Source organism: Peribacillus sp. TH16, assembly GCF_016651095.1.
In the GTDB taxonomy this organism is placed as follows: Bacteria; Bacillota; Bacilli; order Bacillales; family DSM-1321; genus Peribacillus; species Peribacillus butanolivorans.
In genome coordinates, this window is sequence record NZ_JAEKEM010000002.1 from 1463391 (window position 1) to 1482171 (window position 18781).

Genomic DNA, 18781 nt, shown 5'->3' on the forward strand with positions numbered 1-18781 from the left:
GCCGTTTTCCATTATAATGAAATGAGAGACAGCTTATATGGAGGTTATACATATGATTACTCATTTTCAATGGACACCATTACATAAAAATTTACCAGGTTGGAAAATTTCCTTTTACTTTAACAAGCAGGCCGTCCAAGCCTTATACCATAAAGACGGGTCCATAGAATGGACTGCCAATCCCCCTTCAGAAACAGACGAAGCTAAGCTCAAAAGCATCATACATGACTTAATGGTCTATCATGTATATGAATAACTTAGTGCTAAACTCCTCATTTCATTCATGAGGACTTACTCAGAATAAAAAGCCCTCTTTTGCCTACACTATAAAAAAAGGTTAGGAGGGATTTCTTTTGGATAAAGAAGAATTCACATTTTTGAAGGATACCGAATATGAAGGCAAGAACTCTGCTTTCTTAGACATCGACCGTTACATCAATGAAGGGCTGGCCGGCGGGAATGTTTATGCAGCTGCTGACCTTCAGAACATTGAAGAAGCCCATGATTTTTATGATGAAACCGAGCCAAACAAGAATAAATAATTAGTGTCCGGAGCCTCCTTTAGGTGGCTCCTTTTTATAAAACTGTCAACTCCTCCTTTTGACCGAACATTTCCTTATTAATTATTCCATAAGCCTTTTCAAGAAAAAGTAAATACTCTACTTTTTCTTTTGAATTTTTTGCCTTCACATTAATTTCCTTGTTCAACCTTGTATGATTTTCGCTTAAAGAAATCATTTTTTCCCCAGAAAAATTATACATAATCTTAGCTTTTAAAAAATCCGTAAAGTATCTAACTGTTCCAAACATGCATTATCCCCCCTTAAATTTTGTTCATAAAGAAAACTTTTCTCTTGTTCCATAGAGAGACGAGATTTCCTTATAATTTTGTTAAAAAATCGACTATTATAATTGATTACATCTAAAAAAATAAAAAAACAACTTCCCGATTAGAAGTTGTTAGAGTGCAAAAGAAAACATAACAAAAAACAAACATGAATTTTCCATTTTTCAAAAAATGAAAAACATGCTCTTGTCAATTCTCGCACTTAACACCTCCTATCCTCGTAGGTTTATGATGCTGTGCTAAAAATAGGCAGGTATCCTGGCTCATGATCATCGCTTTTCGAACCTTCCCATCCCCTTTTGCAGGAGACAGTGGCATTACTCGAATCGCTCTCATATACAGTTGCGGGACAGCGCCGGATTCTAACCGGACTTCCCTTTTAAGCAGATAATCTTCAATATATTATCTGCACCTTTTTCTAGACGTATTTAATTTTCAGTTTAAATTATAAAATTATCCCTTAAACTACAATGCGTGCTTCTGTGTTCAAAAGGAAATTGATTAACAGCTCTTCCATTACACAAAATCACTAATTAGTATTTCGCTCCATTATCCTTATTAATCAATATCTTTTCTTTTAATATCGATGTGATAATATGCTCCGAATCCCATTCGTGGCCAGATATCTCGATAAGCGGATATTGATTCGGCAAAACAATTTGCTGGATTTCATGTACTGCCAAGCCTTGATTATGTAATCGTAAAATTTCACCACGCAGGTTTTCCAAATAGTCGAGCTTTCTTTGAAACATTTCCTTCCCATTAGGGACATGACCGGCATGACAACAAAAAACCTCTCCAAAATCATATTGAAGTAATCTATTTATAGAATCGATGATAACAGGGACAGATTCTTCCCGTAAAACAAGCTTCGTTTTCGGTGTAACGAATAGGTCACCTGAAAACAGCATGCCATTACTGTGATTCAAATACACCATATGGTCCATAGCATGACCTGGGGTAAAGATTGGCTCCCACGTTTGGGTACGGGAATGAACAGCCCTCCCCAGCGGCTCAGCTTTGAAGCCATCTCTCCTTCCCCAAAAAGTTTTGCGATAATCAGGATATTCAGCATCCTTCGCACATACATCAATCGACACCGGATGAATATAAATTGGAACTTTTCTATGTTCCTGTATCCAGGAAGCACCGCCAGTATGGTCCTCATGATAATGCGTTAGCGCCACTAAATCGAAGTTGGCTGATTCATAGAAAGGGATAAGTTCTTCCAATAAAATTTGGGCTCCCGTATCAATCAATAGGCCGTCTGTTAAAAAAACATATACACTCATCCCCGACTTTATTCCTTCAGGGGTCCCTTGTACACAAACCACATCATTTATCGTCTTAATCTCTAGCATGGCTTCCCTCCTCATCAATTGTATAAAAATACCCCTTGTTCATTACAATAAATGTAATATTCCTCCATACTTTTGACAAGCAAATAGTATTTTCCTAGCAAAGACCCGTAGTATATTTTCCGGTAGAATCAAGGCACTTTTTGAAACCATTGTCATTGATTTAAGGTATTCTATTATGCAACTAAGAAAAGAAACAGCAAAAATCTGGCTTCGGTTAAAAGGAAGTTGTTAAGAAAGGGTACTCCGTATTTAAGTTTGGGCGATAAAAAAATTCACGGCTAATCATTAACGCTGAGTAACTATCAATATTACCTTGGTTGATAAAAAAGCTAAAGCATTCATGATACAGACTTTGAAACAATACTTTCCTGACAAAAAATTCACGTAATTATTAAAAAAAATCGACAAGCTGCTAAAAAGAACGAAGCTTATCTTACAAAAATCATGAAAAAGTATGGCTTTACGACCATTAACGATCAATGGTGACAATACCCCGATTCCAAAAGGTATGATTATCCAATTCTAGATTTACCATAAAAAAATTAATTAAATCACCAGAAAGTTATTCTAAAATTACAGAAACGATTGACAATATGTGAATTTACAAATAATATAGATTATATTAGAAAACTTGTAATATTCCAAAATAATAATTTACTTATCAAGAGTGACTGAGGGAACAGGCCCTGTGATGTCCGGCAACCGCCCCAATCGGGAACGGTGCTACTTCCTGCAGAATGATTACATTCTGAAAGATAAGACGAAATAATTTCGCTGCCTCTTTCTGAATGATAGAGGCAGTTTTTTATGTTTAAGGGGGAAGGCTCATGATTGAAATCCGATCAGTCCGAAAGGAATACATATCGAAAAATACCCGAGTTGTCGGAGTGGATAACGTATCTTTGACAATTCAGACTGGTGAAGTTTATGGGATTGTTGGCTACAGCGGAGCCGGAAAAAGCTCATTAATACGCTGCTTAAATTTGCTTGAACGTCCGACAAAAGGAAAAATCATTATTGACGGGATTGACTTAACGTCTTTATCAGGCAAAGAGCTTCGAAAACAACGACAAAAAATCGGTATGATATTTCAGCACTTTTCCTTAGTCAGTTCCAAAACCGTTTTTGAAAATGTTGCTTTCGCCTTGAAAGCCGCACACAAATCAAAGGGCGTCATCAAAAGTCGCGTTCTAGAACTGCTGGACATAGTTGGGCTTAGTGATAAAAAGGATGTCTATCCGGCCCAGCTCAGCGGAGGTCAAAAGCAACGGGTCGGCATAGCGCGAGCCTTAGCCAATAACCCTACTGTACTATTATGTGATGAAGCGACTTCTGCCCTTGATCCAACAACAACAAAAGCGATTTTACAGTTATTAAAAAAGATTAGTCGGGAACTTGGTATCACTATAGTATTGATTACCCATGAAATGGAAGTAGTCAAAGAACTATGCCATCGAGTCGCTGTCATGCAGGATGGCAGGATTATCGAAGAAGGATCTGTTTATGAGATATTTTCACAACCAAAGCAGCAGTTGACGAAGCAATTCATCAGCAGTGTATTGGATTTTGAGCTTCCCTCACACTTAATTGAGGAAAGCAAAGGAACGATTATTCAAATTCAATTTGAAGGGCCCACCGCCGGTGAATCGATTCTTTCCGATGCTCTACAAAAGTATTCAGTAAAGGGAAATATCTTGCACGGCAAAATTGAATATATTCAGGATGTTCCATTAGGAATCTTAATCATTGAATTAATTGGTGAGGCTGCTGAAGTTCAATCGGCACTGGAATATATAACAAATCGGACCAGTTCTGTGGAGGTGTTGAAACATGTCACTGTTTGATTCCGTCGTCAATATTTTACCTGACCTTAATAAAGCCTTTCTCGAAACAATCTATATGGTTGGAATCTCCCTTGCGGTAGCCCTTCTAATTGGTTTGCCACTTGGAGTATTGCTGTTTACAACGACCAAGAATTTAATCTTTGAAAATAACGTCGTGAATCGATCTCTCGGTTTCGCTGTCAATATTGTCCGTTCAATCCCGTTTATCATTCTCTTAGTCGCCCTCCTTCCTTTAACGGATTTGCTTACTGGATCAACGATAGGGCCAAGAGCGGCTTCTGTTTCCCTATCTGTATCCGCGATACCTTTTTTTGCAAGAATCGTTGAATCGGCATTACGCGAAATAGATAAAGGTGTGATTGAAGCTGCAATTGCTGTAGGTGCCACTCCATGGATGATCATTAAGGATGTACTTCTTCCTGAGGCAAAACCGGGAATCATTCAAGGGTTGACGTTAACGACCATTTCACTTATCGGTTACTCAGCGATGGCTGGGACAATCGGTGGGGGCGGAATTGGTGACCTGGCCATTCGGTACGGCTATTACCGTTATGACAACACAGTCATGATCACGACAATCGTCGTGTTAATCTGCCTTGTACAAATCATTCAAATGGTTGGTGACAAGGCCTCATACTTAGTAAATAAACGATAGAATCAGTCATTTTAACAATGATTTAATACAACATATTACAGGAGGAATTTCCAATGAAAAAAATAGCTTCTTTATTATCTGTTTGCGCACTAGCCCTTGGCTTGGCAGCTTGCGGAAGCGATGATGCTTCCCCAAAAACTGAAGACAAAAAAGAATTGAAAATCGGAGCAACTACCGGTCCTTACGCGGATATGGTAAAAGAGGCCATTAAGCCAGGCCTAGAAGATCTTGGCTACAAAATAGAAATCGTTGAATTCACTGACTATATCCAGCCAAATAAATCGCTTGGCAACAATTCAATCGACGCCAACCTTTTCCAGCACAAAGTGTATATGGATAACTTCGCTAAAGAAAATGATTTAGAGCTTTCTGACCTTGTTATTGTACCGACAGCACCAATGGGTATATACTCGAACAAATATAAATCGTTAAAAGACATTAAAGATGGTACATCACTAGCCCTACCGAACGATCCAGTTAACCTTGCACGTGCACTTAAAGTCCTAGTAGATGAAGATTTAATTGAAGTCAAGCCAGATGTGGATCCCTTAAAAATATCTGAAAAAGATGTAACAAAGAACCCAAAAAACATTCAATTCAAACCATTAGAATCGGCTCAATTGCCGCGTGCAACAGACAGCGTTGACCTATCAGCGGTCCCAGGTAACTTCGCTCTTGCAGCAAAAATGGATCTCCAAGATGCCCTTGTTTTAGAAAACATGCCGGATATGTATCGTAATGTTGTTGCTGTGAATACAAAAGATGCAGATGCACAATTTGCTAAGGATATTAAATCAGTAGTTGAATCAGACAAGTTTGAAGAAGTAATCGATAGCAAGTTTGCAGGCTTCGGAAAACCAGATTGGATGAAATAAGAAACCAAACCATAAAATTCAAGGCCTGCTCCCTTTTTGGGAACAGGCCTTGAATTTTTTCCGTCATACTATGCGAAGATATCAATCAATGCAATTAATAAGCATTTGTAGTAGGGTTTTACATATATTTTATCATAGATGGATGCTCTCTGAAGGTTCGCATGTTTCTCGGGGAAAACACAATATAATGATATAGTTGTCAATAAAAGCGATAATCAATTATTACTAATTTCATTTTCTCGTTGTTCACACAGTGTCTCCTTGTTTAAGCCTAGCTACATATTGTTCAATTTTTTCGAGAAGTTCAACTGGATCGTTTGCGACAATGTTTACACCATTTACAACTGCAAACGGCTGCATTAAACATTGTCCGCAATACAACAAGCATCTATCCTCAATAACCTCTAGACCGCTACACTCCATTAATTTATCTTTAATAGTTTCCAACTCATCTTCAAAGTTACTAGGGCAGAACTTTACACTAATTTTCATATCTAATTCCCCTTTTATTTAGTTGCTAACATTTTAAGTAGATATACAAAAAATGTGCAAGAGTACACCTAAACGCAAATATGTTTTATCGCGTTAAAATGTTGCTACCATGATGGTCAACCGCGGTAAAACACATATTTGCGTGGTAAATTTTTATGTATTATGATGTGAACTATCACTGGCGGAAAATTAAGAAAATTCAGCTTTTTTATGTAAAAAAAACGATTAAGGAGCGGTAAATATGACTAAAAAAACAGTTGGATCTTCTAAAGCAAAGAAAGAGGAATTGTTTCCGGTTAAGAGTGTCCATTACGTAGAAATCTATACTGGGAACGCAAAGCAGGCTGCTTATTATTACGCAAACGCTTTCGGATTCAAGCTTATAGCATATAAAGGACTAGAAACAGGCTCCCGTGACCGTGTATCTTACGTTATGGCACAGGGCACCATCCGATTGATTTTAACAGGTACTCTATCAGACAGCACAGATGTGGCTGAGTTTATTAAAACTCATGGCGAAGGAGTAAAAGATATCTCCCTTCTCGTAAAAGACCTAGAAAAAACATATGCGGGTGCTATTGAACGCGGTGGCATCGCTCTTCGAGAACCATGGGTGGAAGAAGATGAAAATGGCAAAGTAAGAAAAGCAATCTTAGGCACATATGGGGATACGATTCACACGCTTGTTGAGCCAATCGATTATAAAGGTGGATTTCTGCCAGGTTTTAAAGCTCGTGAGGACAACTTTGGAGCTCAACTTTCAGGCTTAATCGGTGTTGACCACCTTGTTGGTAATGTGGAAGTAATGGACGAATGGACAAATTATTATGAAAAAGTATTCGGTTTTACTGTTCTGAAACATTTTGATGATGAAAACATTTCGACCGAGTACTCAGCCCTAATGTCAAAAGTTATGATGAATGGAACAGGACGCATTAAGTTCCCGATCAATGAACCTGCTGTAGGAAAACGCAAATCTCAAATTCAAGAATTCCTAGATTACTATAATGGTCAAGGTGTTCAGCATCTTGCCCTTTTAACAAACGATATCATCACCACAGTGGCCACACTAAAAGAAAATGGTGTTGAGTTTTTAAAGACTCCTGACACTTATTACGCAGACCTCGCCAATCGTGTAGGAGATATTGATGAAGATGTGAAACGACTTCAAGAACTTAATATCCTTGTCGATCGTGATGATGAAGGGTACTTGCTCCAAATTTTCACAAAACCATTAGTTGACCGTCCAACTATGTTTATCGAAGTCATTCAGCGTAAAGGTGCACTTGGTTTTGGCGATGGAAACTTTAAAGCATTGTTTGAATCGATTGAACGCGAACAGGAACTTCGTGGAAATATTTAATATGAACCGGCCATCTGGCGTAATACCCAGTATGGCCTCCTATTATAGGAGGTGTGAGGTTGTTGTTAACAAAAGTAAATGGAATGTGGAAAGAGGAAGCGCTCAGTCATTTTATGACCGAACTTATTGATTATGCAGGCCTGTTTCCACCAAGTGCACTTCCGCTTCCAGAAGCAATTTCAAATTATCATGCATATATCCATGATTCAGACAGCTGGATGCTTGGTCCATTTGTTATTCCCGCTTCACGACTGAGTGAACTCGAACCATATAAAGATCAATTTAATGATCAATATCCACTTCGATTATCTGTTATTTTAACGAAACCCCTAGAAATTGAAACGGCTATGGGAGATATTCACCTTTTTTTAGAAACATATAAAACAGCTGGTACCATTGAGGCGATCGAAGTTCCGCTTCCAAAAAAAGTTGATTCTTCTTTCTTAGAGAAACTCGAAAAACAAACAGCCAGTTATCCGATTTATTGTGAAATAACAGGAACGATTGATCAACTTCCATACACATTGGATACTATTCGCTTGATCAATCAAAAATCTTTGAAAAGTATTGGTATTAAAATGCGCATGGGCGGCATTACATCGGATTTATTTCCTACTGCCGAACAAGTAGCGATTGTTATTCATGAATCCCGAAAAAGAAATCTAACTTTAAAGTTCACAGCGGGTCTGCATCATCCGATCCGCCAGTATCGAAATGAAGTGGAAACAAAAATGCATGGCTTTGTTAACGTATTTACAGCAGCCCTACTTTCCTACTGCCATTCAATAGACAGCAAAATCATTGAAACCATATTGTTGGATGAGGATCCAACACACTTTTCGTTTACACCAGACACGCTTTCTTGGCGCAGTATATCTGTCAGTTCTTCTCAAATCAACAAAGCACGCACAGTCTTCGCTGCTTCTTACGGAAGCTGTAGCTTTGATGAGCCGCGTAAAGAACTTGGTGAACTGACTATTTTTAATGGGGAGGCACCACGATGAAATATTCTTTTATCGAAACAACACCGGAATCACATTTTCCGATTCAAAATTTGCCATATGGCATCTTTCAATTCAAAGACAAAGGCCCGCGTGCCGGTACAGCCATTGGTGAATATGTTCTTGATTTATCTGTAATTGACGATGCAGGGCTGTTAAAGGGGACCGGTGCAGAAGAAAAGAATGTCTTTTCCGCTTCTTCACTCAATCTATTTATGGAACTCGGCCGTCCCGCCTGGACTTCTGTACGTAAGAAATTACAATACCTTTTGGATGCGAACACGCCTGATTTACGTGATGATGAAGAACTTCGTTTAAAAGCGTTCCACCCATTGAAAGATGTAGAGATGCTACTTCCTGCAAAGATAGGAGACTATACAGACTTCTATGCCTCAAGAGAGCACGCGACCAATGTGGGGACTATGTTCAGAGGAAAAGATAATGCACTCATGCCAAACTGGACACACTTGCCGATCGGATATCATGGACGGTCCAGTTCTATCGTTCCAAGTGGTACAAAGGTGCGGCGCCCTTCGGGACAGCGCAAACCAAAAGATGCAGATCCAGTATTTGGTCCATCTATTCAGCTTGATTTCGAACTTGAAATGGGTTGGTTTATTGGACCTGGCAACCGCCCTGGAGAACCAATTCCAGTTAATCAGGCTGAAGATCATGTTTTCGGGCTAGTTCTCGTGAATGACTGGAGTGCACGTGATATTCAAGCATGGGAGTACCAGCCTCTTGGGCCATTTAATTCTAAGAATTTCGCTACATCAATCTCTCCTTGGGTTGTGCCGCTAGAAGCATTAGATCCTTTTCGCACACCTGGGCCGCAGCAGGAACCGGAGCCGTTTCCATACTTACAGCAAACAAAAGATGGCGCATTCAATATTAACCTTGAAGCTCATTTGACACCAGAAAACACAGAACAATCAACCAAAATTACGAATACAAATTTTAGCTATCTGTATTGGTCGATTGCTCAACAGGTGGCTCACCATACCATTACTGGATGTAATCTACGCCCTGGTGACATGCATGCATCTGGTACTATCAGCGGTCCTAACAGTGAAGAACGTGGCAGCCTGCTTGAACTTTCATGGCGTGGCACAGAGCCGCTTAAACTTAACAGCGGCGGTAAACGAAGCTGGATTGAAGATGGGGACAAGTTGACTATCAGTGGCTGGTGCCAAGGAGATGGATATCGAATTGGTTTTGGTGAAGTAAGCGGTCAAGTTTTGCCGGCCCTTTCAGAGGCAAAGATTTTAGGTACGCAAAACGTGAAGAAGTAGCACCTATATATAAAAGATGACAGCTACGGAAAAGGAGTTTAGTCAATGACACATTATGTTAAAATGGGCCGCATTCCACATAAACGTCATACTCAGTTTCGTAAGGACGATGGAAGCCTATATTATGAGCAATTGATGGGCACGAAAGGTTTCTCTAGTATTCAGTCACTCATTTATCATATCAATCAGCCTACACAAGTTAAGAAAGCAGCAAAAATTCGTGATGTTCATTATGAACTTGAAGAAAAAGATGCGTTAATACATCGTCATTTCCGGACTTGGAATACAAGTGTAGGCGGTGATTTTCTAGAAGCCCGCAAAATTTTCCTGGCTAACGATGATGTAGCTCTCGGCGTTGCACGCCCTAATAAGCAGATGGATTATTTTTATCGGAACGGTGAAGGTGATGAATTGTTGTTTGTTCATGAAGGCACGGGCAAGATTGAAAGTATTTTCGGCGATTTAAGTTTCGGACCTGGTGACTATCTTGTCATTCCAATAGGCACAACATATCGTGTAGTTTTAGAGTCAAAGGAAGCTAGATTTTTCATTGTTGAATCAAATTCCTCTATTGTTCCTCCAAAGCGCTATCGCAATGAATTTGGCCAACTCCTTGAGCATTCACCTTATTGCGAGCGTGATTTCCGGACACCAGAAAAACTGGAGCCGAAAGATGAAAAAGGAGAATTTGAAATACGAGTGCGAGCACAGGGTATGATTACATCCTATACGTATGATTTTCATCCGCTTGATGCGGTAGGATGGGATGGTTACCTCTTTCCTTATGCGTTCAGCATTCATGATTTTGAACCGATAACAGGGCGCGTTCATCAGCCACCGCCAGTACATCAGACGTTCGAAGCGCATAATTATGTTGTCTGTTCATTTGTGCCGCGTATGTATGATTACCATCCAGATGCCATTCCTGCTCCTTATGTCCACAGCAATGTGGACAGTGATGAGGTTCTATACTATGTTCATGGTAACTTCATGAGCCGTCGAGGTATTGAAAAAGGCTCACTTACCCTTCATCCAAGCGGTTTGCCACATGGGCCGCATCCAGGCAAAATTGAGGCAAGTATCGGTAAAAAAGAAACACAGGAACTAGCCATCATGGTCGATACATTCCGTCCCTTGTATATCGTAAAGGACGCACACGATATAGAAGATGAAGAATATATGAGCAGCTGGCTGGCAAAATAATTGCTGATAATATCTTAATACCTTACTGAATCTATCATGCACATGATTGAGCATCTCCCCAAATAGATCGATTCTCCCATTATTCTTAATATATTGCCGGAGTAAGATTTCCCCTTGCCCCGGCATTTTGTTTGTAACCTACTTTGTCATTACAAGTGGGGATTACAAAAATGACCCCGATTCAAAATCGAGGTCACAGCATCAATAGTATAGGCTCTTTATGCTTGAATGATAGGGTATATTCAAATCGTTACTTTCTACTTACTCATATTTAATGCGCTTACATTTTTAGCTGATTTATAAATATCTTTCTTGTTAAATAAGTATGGCTTGAATTTCCATTCGGCGAACATAACTAGTTGGTCATCATAGTGGTCACTTATCGTTCCATCTTTTTTTACAAATCCAATTTGACCAGGCGGTGTGATGTTAAAGCCACTCGGCCCTTTCGGAGTCATTTCAATATAATGATTTTCACTTCCACGATTCATTTCAATAATTGGAGTCATTGAGCCATACCCGTGGGGAATACCAATCAATGATTTTTCACCAAAAGTCATCGTTTTTATAGGCATACGCCATTTTTCAGCTTTTAACCCTTTTTCTGATTGCAATTTAGCAAGTACTTCGTTTGTGCTTTCCATTATTATTTTTTCCTGATCTACGTTCACCCATTTATAGTTTGTAGATTCCTTGCTTAATATTTTATATGCTAATGAAGCCCCATAGCGATGATCGGTAATTTCTTTCGTTATTCCATAGAAGTCTCCCAATTCATCCCTAAAGAGTTTATCATGGAGATTATTCCACCATTCATCAAAGAATGCCGCAATCCCTGCATCATAATATCCATCTTTATTTTCGTCTTCTTTTAGATTATTCCATTCTTCCAGTTTTTCAATTAAATAGGTGTAGTTCCAGTTGGTTGATTTATTCTTGTCCAACACATCAATCAATAACGGTTTAAAGAGGTTTGCTCGTAGCTGTGCAAAGCTTGCCGTATAATTAATTTCATTAATATCTTCTAATGTAACTTTCCCTCTCGCTTCCATCCCATTGATATATTGTTGGACTCGATTATCCTCGCCCCAATAAAAACTATATTCACCATTTACCCACTCTTTAGAAGGCTTATTGTTCCAATTAACTACATAGCCATTCTTCGGATTGATTACATGAGGGTTCTCTTTAAAAGGAATAAAACCTTTCCACTCATATTCTCCTGTTCCAGGTGTAGGGATTCTTTCATCAATTTTGCTGTTTCTTACTGGATATCTTCCTACATGATAATACGCTATATCACCTTTCTTATCCGCATAATACCAATTCAAAGACATCGTATATTCACTAGCTGCATTCTCAAATTCTTTTAAGTTTTTTGCCCAATTCGCTTTCATGTAAGCCGACATGCTTTGGGCCTCAGTTCCACGGAAAGACCACGACTTACTGTAAGCAACTTTATTTGTTTCATCTCTACTAATTACAGGACCATGTACTGTCCGATAATAAATCTTTTCTACTGTTATCTTTTCTCCATTGTCTCCTTTGACTGTGAAAGATTCCTTCCTCTTTTCCATGTCTCTCCACTTCCCTTTGTATAAATACTGGGAAGAGTTGTTCGCATTCAATTTTTCCTCAAAGATATCGGTTACATTTCCGTACCCAGCTGTCGCACTTAGAGCAAAGTGATTGTTGGCTCCGAACATGATGAAAGGATAGCCTATGAATCCTGAACCTTCCATATCAAAACCTGGCGAATGCAAACCTACCTCGTACAAAAATCCAGGAGCAACAAAACCTACTTGTGGTCCACTGAATAATAAAGCATTTCCTGTTGCAGATTTCTCAGAACCGACTATGGCGGCATTACTGCCTATCTTTAACGGTAATCCAAGTTCTTCAGATGATTGGACAAAATTCTCCCTTTCCTTTCCGACTTTTTCAGAAGCTTTGATTACAGCTGAAGACAGTATTTGAAGGGATTGAGAAGACGAGTCCCTTTTTGGTTTCCCCTCGCTTACAATGCTTGTAGGAGCGCTAGGATCATTTTTCCACACTAAATCATCAAACATTTTCCGGGAAACTTCTGTCCCATATTCATGTTCTAGCTTTGCAAGTATCTCTGCGTTTTTTAACTCCTGGTGATTATCCATAAAATAGGTCATGGATACCATATAAACACGGACAACATCTGTTGAAGTCCATTTTTGCGGTAAAAACTGATATTCATGAAACTCCTTCGAAAGTTTATCATCTGGATCTTTTAAAGCTTCATTTACATAACGTGAAATACCTTCAGCAAATTTTGCTATTAATTCTTTTGGCTGACGATCCAGACCGTCAATCATTTTTTTAATTTCTTTATCACTATATCCATCTCTTCTGGATTGCTCATCTTTTGAAAGATAATCCTCTCCAAAAATTTCTGAAACGGTCCCCTCATTTCCGCGACGGAACATTTCCAACTGAAATAGTCGATCCTTTGCCATAACATATCCATACGCTTCATATAAATCTTTTTTATTTTTAGCGTATAAATGGGGTACTCCAAAATTATCACGTACTACTTTGATCCCTTCATTCTTATCCTTCCCAGCAAAAACTAGATTTTGAGGAAAAATGAAAACAAATAGGATTATGACTGATATTAGCCACTTCGTCTTCATAATTACATTTCCACCTCCACTTTTTTATAACACTTATATTACGAATCATAACCTTGCTGTTATACTAATTCAAGATAATATTTAAATATTTAGAACTTTCAGGAATATATTATTAGTTTTTATCTTACACTATCCAACTTTTGTTCTAAATCCCTTAGTCATGTGAGTATTCCATTAATTCCAGCAAATCATTTATTATATTAAAATATCAAATTATCCTTATTATGAAATCAGAGAGGTATGAGAAAATAGCTCATAATATTAAAGAAGGAACGACTTCTTCCTTCGTCTTTGACTGCATAGGTCAAAGTAATTTTGCCGGTAACTTGATCGCTTCTGATTTGAATATGACATTTATAAGGAATCATGTTTGCAAGGTTGCAAGAAAATCATACGTTGAAAAACAGTGTCTTTCACAAATTACATAATAAAAGCAATACGACTATTTCCTCCGTCCATTTGGGTTTATTGGTGTAATTTTAGGTATAGAATCATTACTTCGAAAAAAACTATTAAAATAGCTTGAAAATCAATGTCCTTGTCCTATTGTTTTTCTAATAACTTGTAATACCATTGTTTCTTTTCCACTTTATTCTTTTTCGCTATAATGAGATAGATAGTGAGAAAGAAGGTGAACACGATGCTTGAAAAGCTTAAACAAAAATTCCCAAACGCTCTTTCCAATATACAAGATACGAAGAACATTACTTCTTATATTTGGTTTGAAGACTCTATTGGGAGCACAATCGGTATTCCCCGTTCAGAAATTTCGGCCGAGGAAATCCGTTTGTTGGAACTACTCTTTACTCCTTTATTTTACCAAAATAAAATTAACACGTTTCCTCACACACCATGGAATACTTTTTTATTCGAACCGAATGCATCCTTGCCTTTAACAAGCTGGGAGAATGTCCGGTTTATCCACTTTAATCTGACTCATGCTGATTTTTCGCACTCCCATTTCGAGGATGCCTTCCTCGCATTTGTCCCATCTGATTCAGTCTTGATCTGGGAAAATGAAAAGGCGGGTATTTTAATTGAAACAGACACAGATGAGTCGTTATCAAAAAATGAACTGCTTGCTATTTCAACCACGCTTGAGAGTGATTTTTATGTTAAGACTCGAATGTTTACCGGTCGCTTTCACTCTGTAAACCAAGAACTCCCTTATCACAGAAATCAGGAGAATAAGTGTTTTGACCTGGCACAATTGCATTTGCCAGATTTAAAAGTGACTGATTTGGCCGACATCATTCCTCACTCACTGATAAGTGACCAATCTGCAACGAGTAAAACTTGGTATATCAATGAAATACTCGGTAAAACCATGAATGATACTGAACTAATGAAGACGATAAAAACGTATATTGAGTGCAATTCCAATGCAACCTATGCCGCAAAGCAACTTTATATACATCGAAACAGCCTACAATACCGAATAGATAAATTTACTGAAAAAACTGGACTCGATATTAGAAACTTTCCGCATGCCTTGGCTGCTTACTTAATTCTTTTGCTGAATGATTAACTACTATTTGCAAAGTTAACAAAGGAATTATTATCCTTTTTTGTGCAGTGTGCCTATACTTTTTTCCAATTTGATAGATTAGACTATAGTTATTGGTACAAGTAATTAGGAGTTTAAAAGGAGGAATTTTCATGGCAGAGTTAGTATTAGATCATATATTTAAGGTTTATGATAAAAAAGAAACAGCTGTTAAAGATTTTAACCTTCGTGTGGCCGATAAAGAATTCATTGTTTTCGTGGGACCGTCCGGTTGCGGAAAATCGACGACTTTACGGATGATTGCGGGACTTGAAGACATTTCCCAAGGAGATTTATATATTGACGGCAAGCGGGTCAATGATGTCCCACCGAAAGATCGTGATATTGCGATGGTTTTCCAGAACTACGCCTTATATCCTCATATGTCCGTCTATGACAATATGGCATTTGGATTAAAACTCCGTAAAACGCCAAAAATGGAAATCAAGCAGCGGGTCAATGACGCAGCAAAAATCCTCGGTCTAGAAGACCTTTTAAATAGGAAACCGAAAGCACTTTCAGGTGGACAACGCCAGCGTGTGGCACTCGGTCGTGCAATTGTACGAGACGCAAAAGTTTTTTTAATGGATGAGCCATTATCAAATCTTGACGCCAAACTCAGGGTTCAAATGCGTGCTGAAATCGCAAAACTACATAAACGACTGGACACTACAACAATTTATGTCACTCATGATCAAACAGAAGCAATGACCATGGCCACACGACTTGTTGTTATGAAGGACGGTATCATCCAGCAGGTCGGCGCACCAAAAGACGTGTACGAGAAACCAGTGAATGTCTTCGTGGGTGGCTTTATCGGATCACCAGCTATGAACTTCTTTACCGGAACATTAAAAGAAGGCATCATTAAAATTGGGGAGCAAACGCTTGAAGTACCCGAATTGAAAATGAATACGCTGCGTGATCAAGGCTATATCGGAAAAGAAATTATCCTTGGCATCCGTCCAGAGGATTTCCATAATGAAGGGGCTTACATCAAGGAGTCTCCAAACACTACATTCACGGCTCAAGTCGATGTAGCTGAACTCATGGGTGCCGAAATTATGCTCTACTCGACATTCGCTGGCCAGGACTTCGTCGCGCGCATCGATGCAAAAAACATCATCCAAGCAGGCGATAATATTGAACTTGCTCTCGACATGAATAAAGCCCACTTTTTTGATAAAGGGTCCGAGCAGCGCATTTTTGCTGAAGGAGAATCACAAATGGAGTATGGCTTGAAGTTACTTTCTAATTAAATTTCATATCAAAACAAAGACCCGTTCATATGAATGGGTCTTTGTGCGTATATTTCAGCTAAGGTCTTGAACTCTACTATATCTATAAAATCTATTCCTGCACAAGTACCACTTCATCATGTCCACATTTAGAGCAGTTCATGATGTGTGGACATTGACCTTTTTGGAGCGATTGCGGGTATCCATCGTTTTGCTTAAGCGTATCTATATCCATGTATGCACTGTATGAATCAGCATAATCCATGAATTTCCCTTTATCATCAAGATCACTGCCACATTCCGGGCAATTCATATGAATTTTTCTGAGGCCGTTGCAAAGCGGGCATAAAGCCATTGTATTCCCTCCTGTTCTAGAAACTTATATACCCAGTATTTGTTTATTCTATTATTTTAACACCTTAAAACACCCTCCCTAAAAACAGCGGGAGGGTGATCATAGGCAATTATTTATTAACCATGTTAGCAGGATCTACCCATGCTTTAAATTCATCATCAGTCAAGAATTCCAATTTCAACGCTGCTTCTTTTAATGTAGAGTTGTCTTTGAATGCAGTTTTGGCAATTTTAGCTGCTTTTTCATAACCGATATGTGGGTTCAATGCTGTTACTAGCATAAGAGAACGGTCAACATTTTCTTTGATTTTATCTTCATTCGCTGTGATGCCTACTGCACAATTATTGTTGAAAGAGTGAATGCCTTCTGTCAATAATTTAACAGTTTGTAGGAAGTTATAAATGATAACTGGTTTGAATACGTTCAATTCGAAGTTACCTTGGCTTGCTGCAAAGCCGATTGTTGCATCGTTACCAACAATTTGTGTCGCAATCATTGTCAACGCTTCACTTTGTGTAGGATTTACTTTACCTGGCATGATAGAGCTGCCTGGCTCGTTTTCAGGAATAGCGATTTCACCGATTCCGCTTCTTGGGCCGCTTGCCAGCCATCTAACATCGTTCGCAATTTTCATTAAGTCCGCTGCTAATGCTTTTAATGCGCCATGAGCGTAAACAATTTCGTTATGACTTGTTAATGCATGGAACTTATTATCCGATGTTACGAAAGAATGTCCTGTATCCGCCGCTATTTGTTTTGCAGAAAGTCCTGGAAATTCTTTTTTCGTATTGATCCCAGTACCTACAGCTGTACCGCCTAGTGCTAGATTCAATAGTTTTTGACTGCTTTCTTCAATCATCACTAAGTCTTTATCAAGCATCGCTTTCCAACCAGAGATTTCTTGGCCTAAAGTTAGTGGTGTTGCATCTTGAAGATGTGTACGTCCAATTTTCACAAGATCCCAGAATTCTTTTTCTTTTGCTGCAAAAGTATCACGAAGTACTTTAATAGCCGGTACTAATTTTTCAGCAACTTCCATATAGGCTGCAATATGCATAGCAGTTGGGAATGTGTCATTAGAGCTTTGCGCCTTGTTGACATCATCATTTGGGTGAAGGGTTTCGGACTCACCGTTTTCTTTTAACCATTCATTCCCTTTGTTAGCGACCACTTCATTCACATTCATATTACTTTGCGTGCCACTGCCTGTTTGCCAGACCACAAGAGGGAAATGTTCATCAAGTGTACCTTCTAGAATTTCGCCACAAATTTTAACGATGGCATTCTTTTTCACTTCAGAAAGATCACCAAGGTCATAGTTCACTTTAGCTGCCGCTTGCTTTACATATGCAAACGCACGGACTAATTCAATCGGCATTTTTTCATTACCAATTTTGAAGTTGTTACGGCTTCTCTCGGTTTGTGCTCCCCAATACTTATCAGCAGGAACTTTCACTTCACCCATCGTATCTCGTTCGATTCTGTATTCCATGTGTTCTCCTCCTATGTTTGCACTATCCACCGAAAACCTTATGTATATGAAATGAATAATGACATATTATTAATTCTTCTCTCTATACATTGTACAAACTTTATTATTTTAAAGCAAAGAAACAGAACAAATCCTTCCCTATATTTCAGAAAATCCATTTAATTAAACAAAGTCTTTTAAAGAATCTCAACACCTTATACCATCGCGTTTTCCACAATATTTAGGGGTTTTTCATTGGACCAATCATGTTTTGACAACGCTAGTCTTAATTAACCAATAAAGAATTATCGAGCAATATTTTCCCAGAATGTTCTTGACAGCACTTTATATATATAGTAAATTCAAAAGAAATTGAATAATCTAAACTCTTATCGAGAGAGGTATAGGGAATGGCCCGATGACACCTCAGCAACCTTCATTTGTTTCAAACCAATGAAAAGGTGCTAATTCCACAAGTTTGTGAACTTGGAAGATAAGAAGAATGACTCGTCCATGCTTAACCAAGTCTTCTTCTTAAAGAAGACTTTTTTTTATTTTATAAAACACAAAGG

General features: G+C 38.6%; 17 protein-coding genes and 3 riboswitches. Of the genes, 11 read left to right on the plus strand and 6 right to left on the minus strand.

Features of this window, described 5'->3' with window-relative positions:
- Positions 1-52: 52 nt before the first annotated feature.
- Both JFV29_RS07075 and JFV29_RS07080 read left to right on the plus strand, forming a co-directional pair.
- A complete protein-coding gene (locus JFV29_RS07075; protein WP_053344892.1) occupies positions 53-256 on the plus strand; it encodes a YheE family protein in 204 nt (67 codons plus the stop codon).
- A 97-nt stretch (positions 257-353) separates the two neighbouring features.
- A complete protein-coding gene (locus tag JFV29_RS07080; RefSeq protein ID WP_053344891.1) occupies positions 354-542 on the plus strand; it encodes a hypothetical protein in 189 nt (62 codons plus the stop codon).
- 34 nt (positions 543-576) lie between these two features.
- Here the strand turns inward: JFV29_RS07080 and JFV29_RS07085 are convergent, their stop codons facing one another.
- Both JFV29_RS07085 and JFV29_RS07090 read right to left on the minus strand, forming a co-directional pair.
- Positions 577-810 carry a hypothetical protein gene (locus JFV29_RS07085; protein WP_201182023.1) on the minus strand — a complete coding sequence of 78 codons (234 nt, stop codon included), beginning with the start codon at positions 808-810 and terminating at the stop codon, positions 577-579.
- Positions 811-1078: 268 nt separating this feature from the next.
- Positions 1079-1278: riboswitch (cobalamin riboswitch) on the minus strand.
- 102 nt (positions 1279-1380) lie between these two features.
- Positions 1381-2208 carry an MBL fold metallo-hydrolase gene (locus JFV29_RS07090; RefSeq protein ID WP_201182033.1) on the minus strand — a complete coding sequence of 276 codons (828 nt, stop codon included), beginning with the start codon at positions 2206-2208 and terminating at the stop codon, positions 1381-1383.
- A gap of 655 nt (positions 2209-2863) precedes the next feature.
- Positions 2864-2970, plus strand: a riboswitch (SAM riboswitch).
- A gap of 65 nt (positions 2971-3035) precedes the next feature.
- On the opposite strand from JFV29_RS07090, the gene JFV29_RS07095 reads away from it, so the two are divergent.
- Genes JFV29_RS07095 through JFV29_RS07105 form a run of 3 tightly spaced genes read left to right on the plus strand, consistent with a single transcriptional unit; the run spans position 3036 to position 5582 of the window.
- Complete coding sequence (locus JFV29_RS07095; RefSeq protein WP_201182035.1) at positions 3036-4052, plus strand: methionine ABC transporter ATP-binding protein; 1017 nt, start codon at positions 3036-3038, stop codon at positions 4050-4052.
- Positions 4039-4707 (plus strand): methionine ABC transporter permease, encoded by a 669-nt coding sequence (locus JFV29_RS07100; RefSeq protein WP_053344881.1) that lies wholly within the window; start codon positions 4039-4041, stop codon positions 4705-4707. The genes JFV29_RS07095 and JFV29_RS07100 overlap by 14 nt, the downstream gene beginning before the upstream one ends.
- Positions 4708-4760: 53 nt before the next feature.
- Positions 4761-5582, plus strand: a complete 822-nt coding sequence (locus tag JFV29_RS07105) for a MetQ/NlpA family ABC transporter substrate-binding protein (RefSeq protein ID WP_098177490.1) — start codon at positions 4761-4763, stop codon at positions 5580-5582.
- A gap of 246 nt (positions 5583-5828) precedes the next feature.
- On the opposite strand, the gene JFV29_RS07110 is transcribed toward JFV29_RS07105, so the two are convergent.
- Positions 5829-6074 (minus strand): DUF1450 domain-containing protein, encoded by a 246-nt coding sequence (locus tag JFV29_RS07110; protein ID WP_201182037.1) that lies wholly within the window; start codon positions 6072-6074, stop codon positions 5829-5831.
- A gap of 241 nt (positions 6075-6315) precedes the next feature.
- Here JFV29_RS07110 and hppD point away from each other — a divergent pair, with 241 nt between their 5' ends.
- From hppD to JFV29_RS07130, 4 genes are read left to right on the plus strand one after another with little or no spacing between them, the layout of a single operon-like run.
- Positions 6316-7437: a 4-hydroxyphenylpyruvate dioxygenase gene (gene hppD, locus JFV29_RS07115; protein ID WP_201182039.1), complete on the plus strand. Its 1122-nt coding sequence runs from the start codon at positions 6316-6318 to the stop codon at positions 7435-7437.
- A gap of 59 nt (positions 7438-7496) precedes the next feature.
- Positions 7497-8441, plus strand: a complete 945-nt coding sequence (locus JFV29_RS07120; protein WP_201182041.1) for a hypothetical protein — start codon at positions 7497-7499, stop codon at positions 8439-8441.
- On the plus strand, positions 8438-9730 hold the full coding sequence (gene fahA, locus JFV29_RS07125) for a fumarylacetoacetase (protein WP_201182043.1): 1293 nt from the start codon (positions 8438-8440) through the stop codon (positions 9728-9730). The genes JFV29_RS07120 and fahA overlap by 4 nt, the downstream gene beginning before the upstream one ends.
- Positions 9731-9775: 45 nt before the next feature.
- Positions 9776-10933 (plus strand): homogentisate 1,2-dioxygenase, encoded by a 1158-nt coding sequence (locus tag JFV29_RS07130; protein ID WP_201182045.1) that lies wholly within the window; start codon positions 9776-9778, stop codon positions 10931-10933.
- Between the two features lie 257 nt (positions 10934-11190).
- On the opposite strand, the gene JFV29_RS07135 is transcribed toward JFV29_RS07130, so the two are convergent.
- Positions 11191-13599 (minus strand): penicillin acylase family protein, encoded by a 2409-nt coding sequence (locus JFV29_RS07135; RefSeq protein WP_201182047.1) that lies wholly within the window; start codon positions 13597-13599, stop codon positions 11191-11193.
- A gap of 640 nt (positions 13600-14239) precedes the next feature.
- Here JFV29_RS07135 and JFV29_RS07140 point away from each other — a divergent pair.
- Both JFV29_RS07140 and JFV29_RS07145 read left to right on the plus strand, forming a co-directional pair.
- On the plus strand, positions 14240-15127 hold the full coding sequence (locus JFV29_RS07140; RefSeq protein ID WP_201182048.1) for a PucR family transcriptional regulator: 888 nt from the start codon (positions 14240-14242) through the stop codon (positions 15125-15127).
- A 131-nt stretch (positions 15128-15258) separates the two neighbouring features.
- On the plus strand, positions 15259-16404 hold the full coding sequence (locus tag JFV29_RS07145) for an ABC transporter ATP-binding protein (RefSeq protein WP_053344872.1): 1146 nt from the start codon (positions 15259-15261) through the stop codon (positions 16402-16404).
- 91 nt (positions 16405-16495) lie between these two features.
- On the opposite strand, the gene JFV29_RS07150 is transcribed toward JFV29_RS07145, so the two are convergent.
- The gene (locus JFV29_RS07150) at positions 16496-16738 is read right to left on the minus strand and encodes a hypothetical protein (protein ID WP_201182050.1); all 243 of its coding nucleotides are present in this window, start codon (positions 16736-16738) and stop codon (positions 16496-16498) included.
- 109 nt (positions 16739-16847) lie between these two features.
- Positions 16848-18230: a class II fumarate hydratase gene (gene fumC, locus JFV29_RS07155; protein WP_053344870.1), complete on the minus strand. Its 1383-nt coding sequence runs from the start codon at positions 18228-18230 to the stop codon at positions 16848-16850.
- Positions 18231-18595: 365 nt separating this feature from the next.
- A riboswitch (SAM riboswitch) is annotated at positions 18596-18709 on the plus strand.
- The last annotated feature ends 72 nt before the right edge of the window (positions 18710-18781 follow it).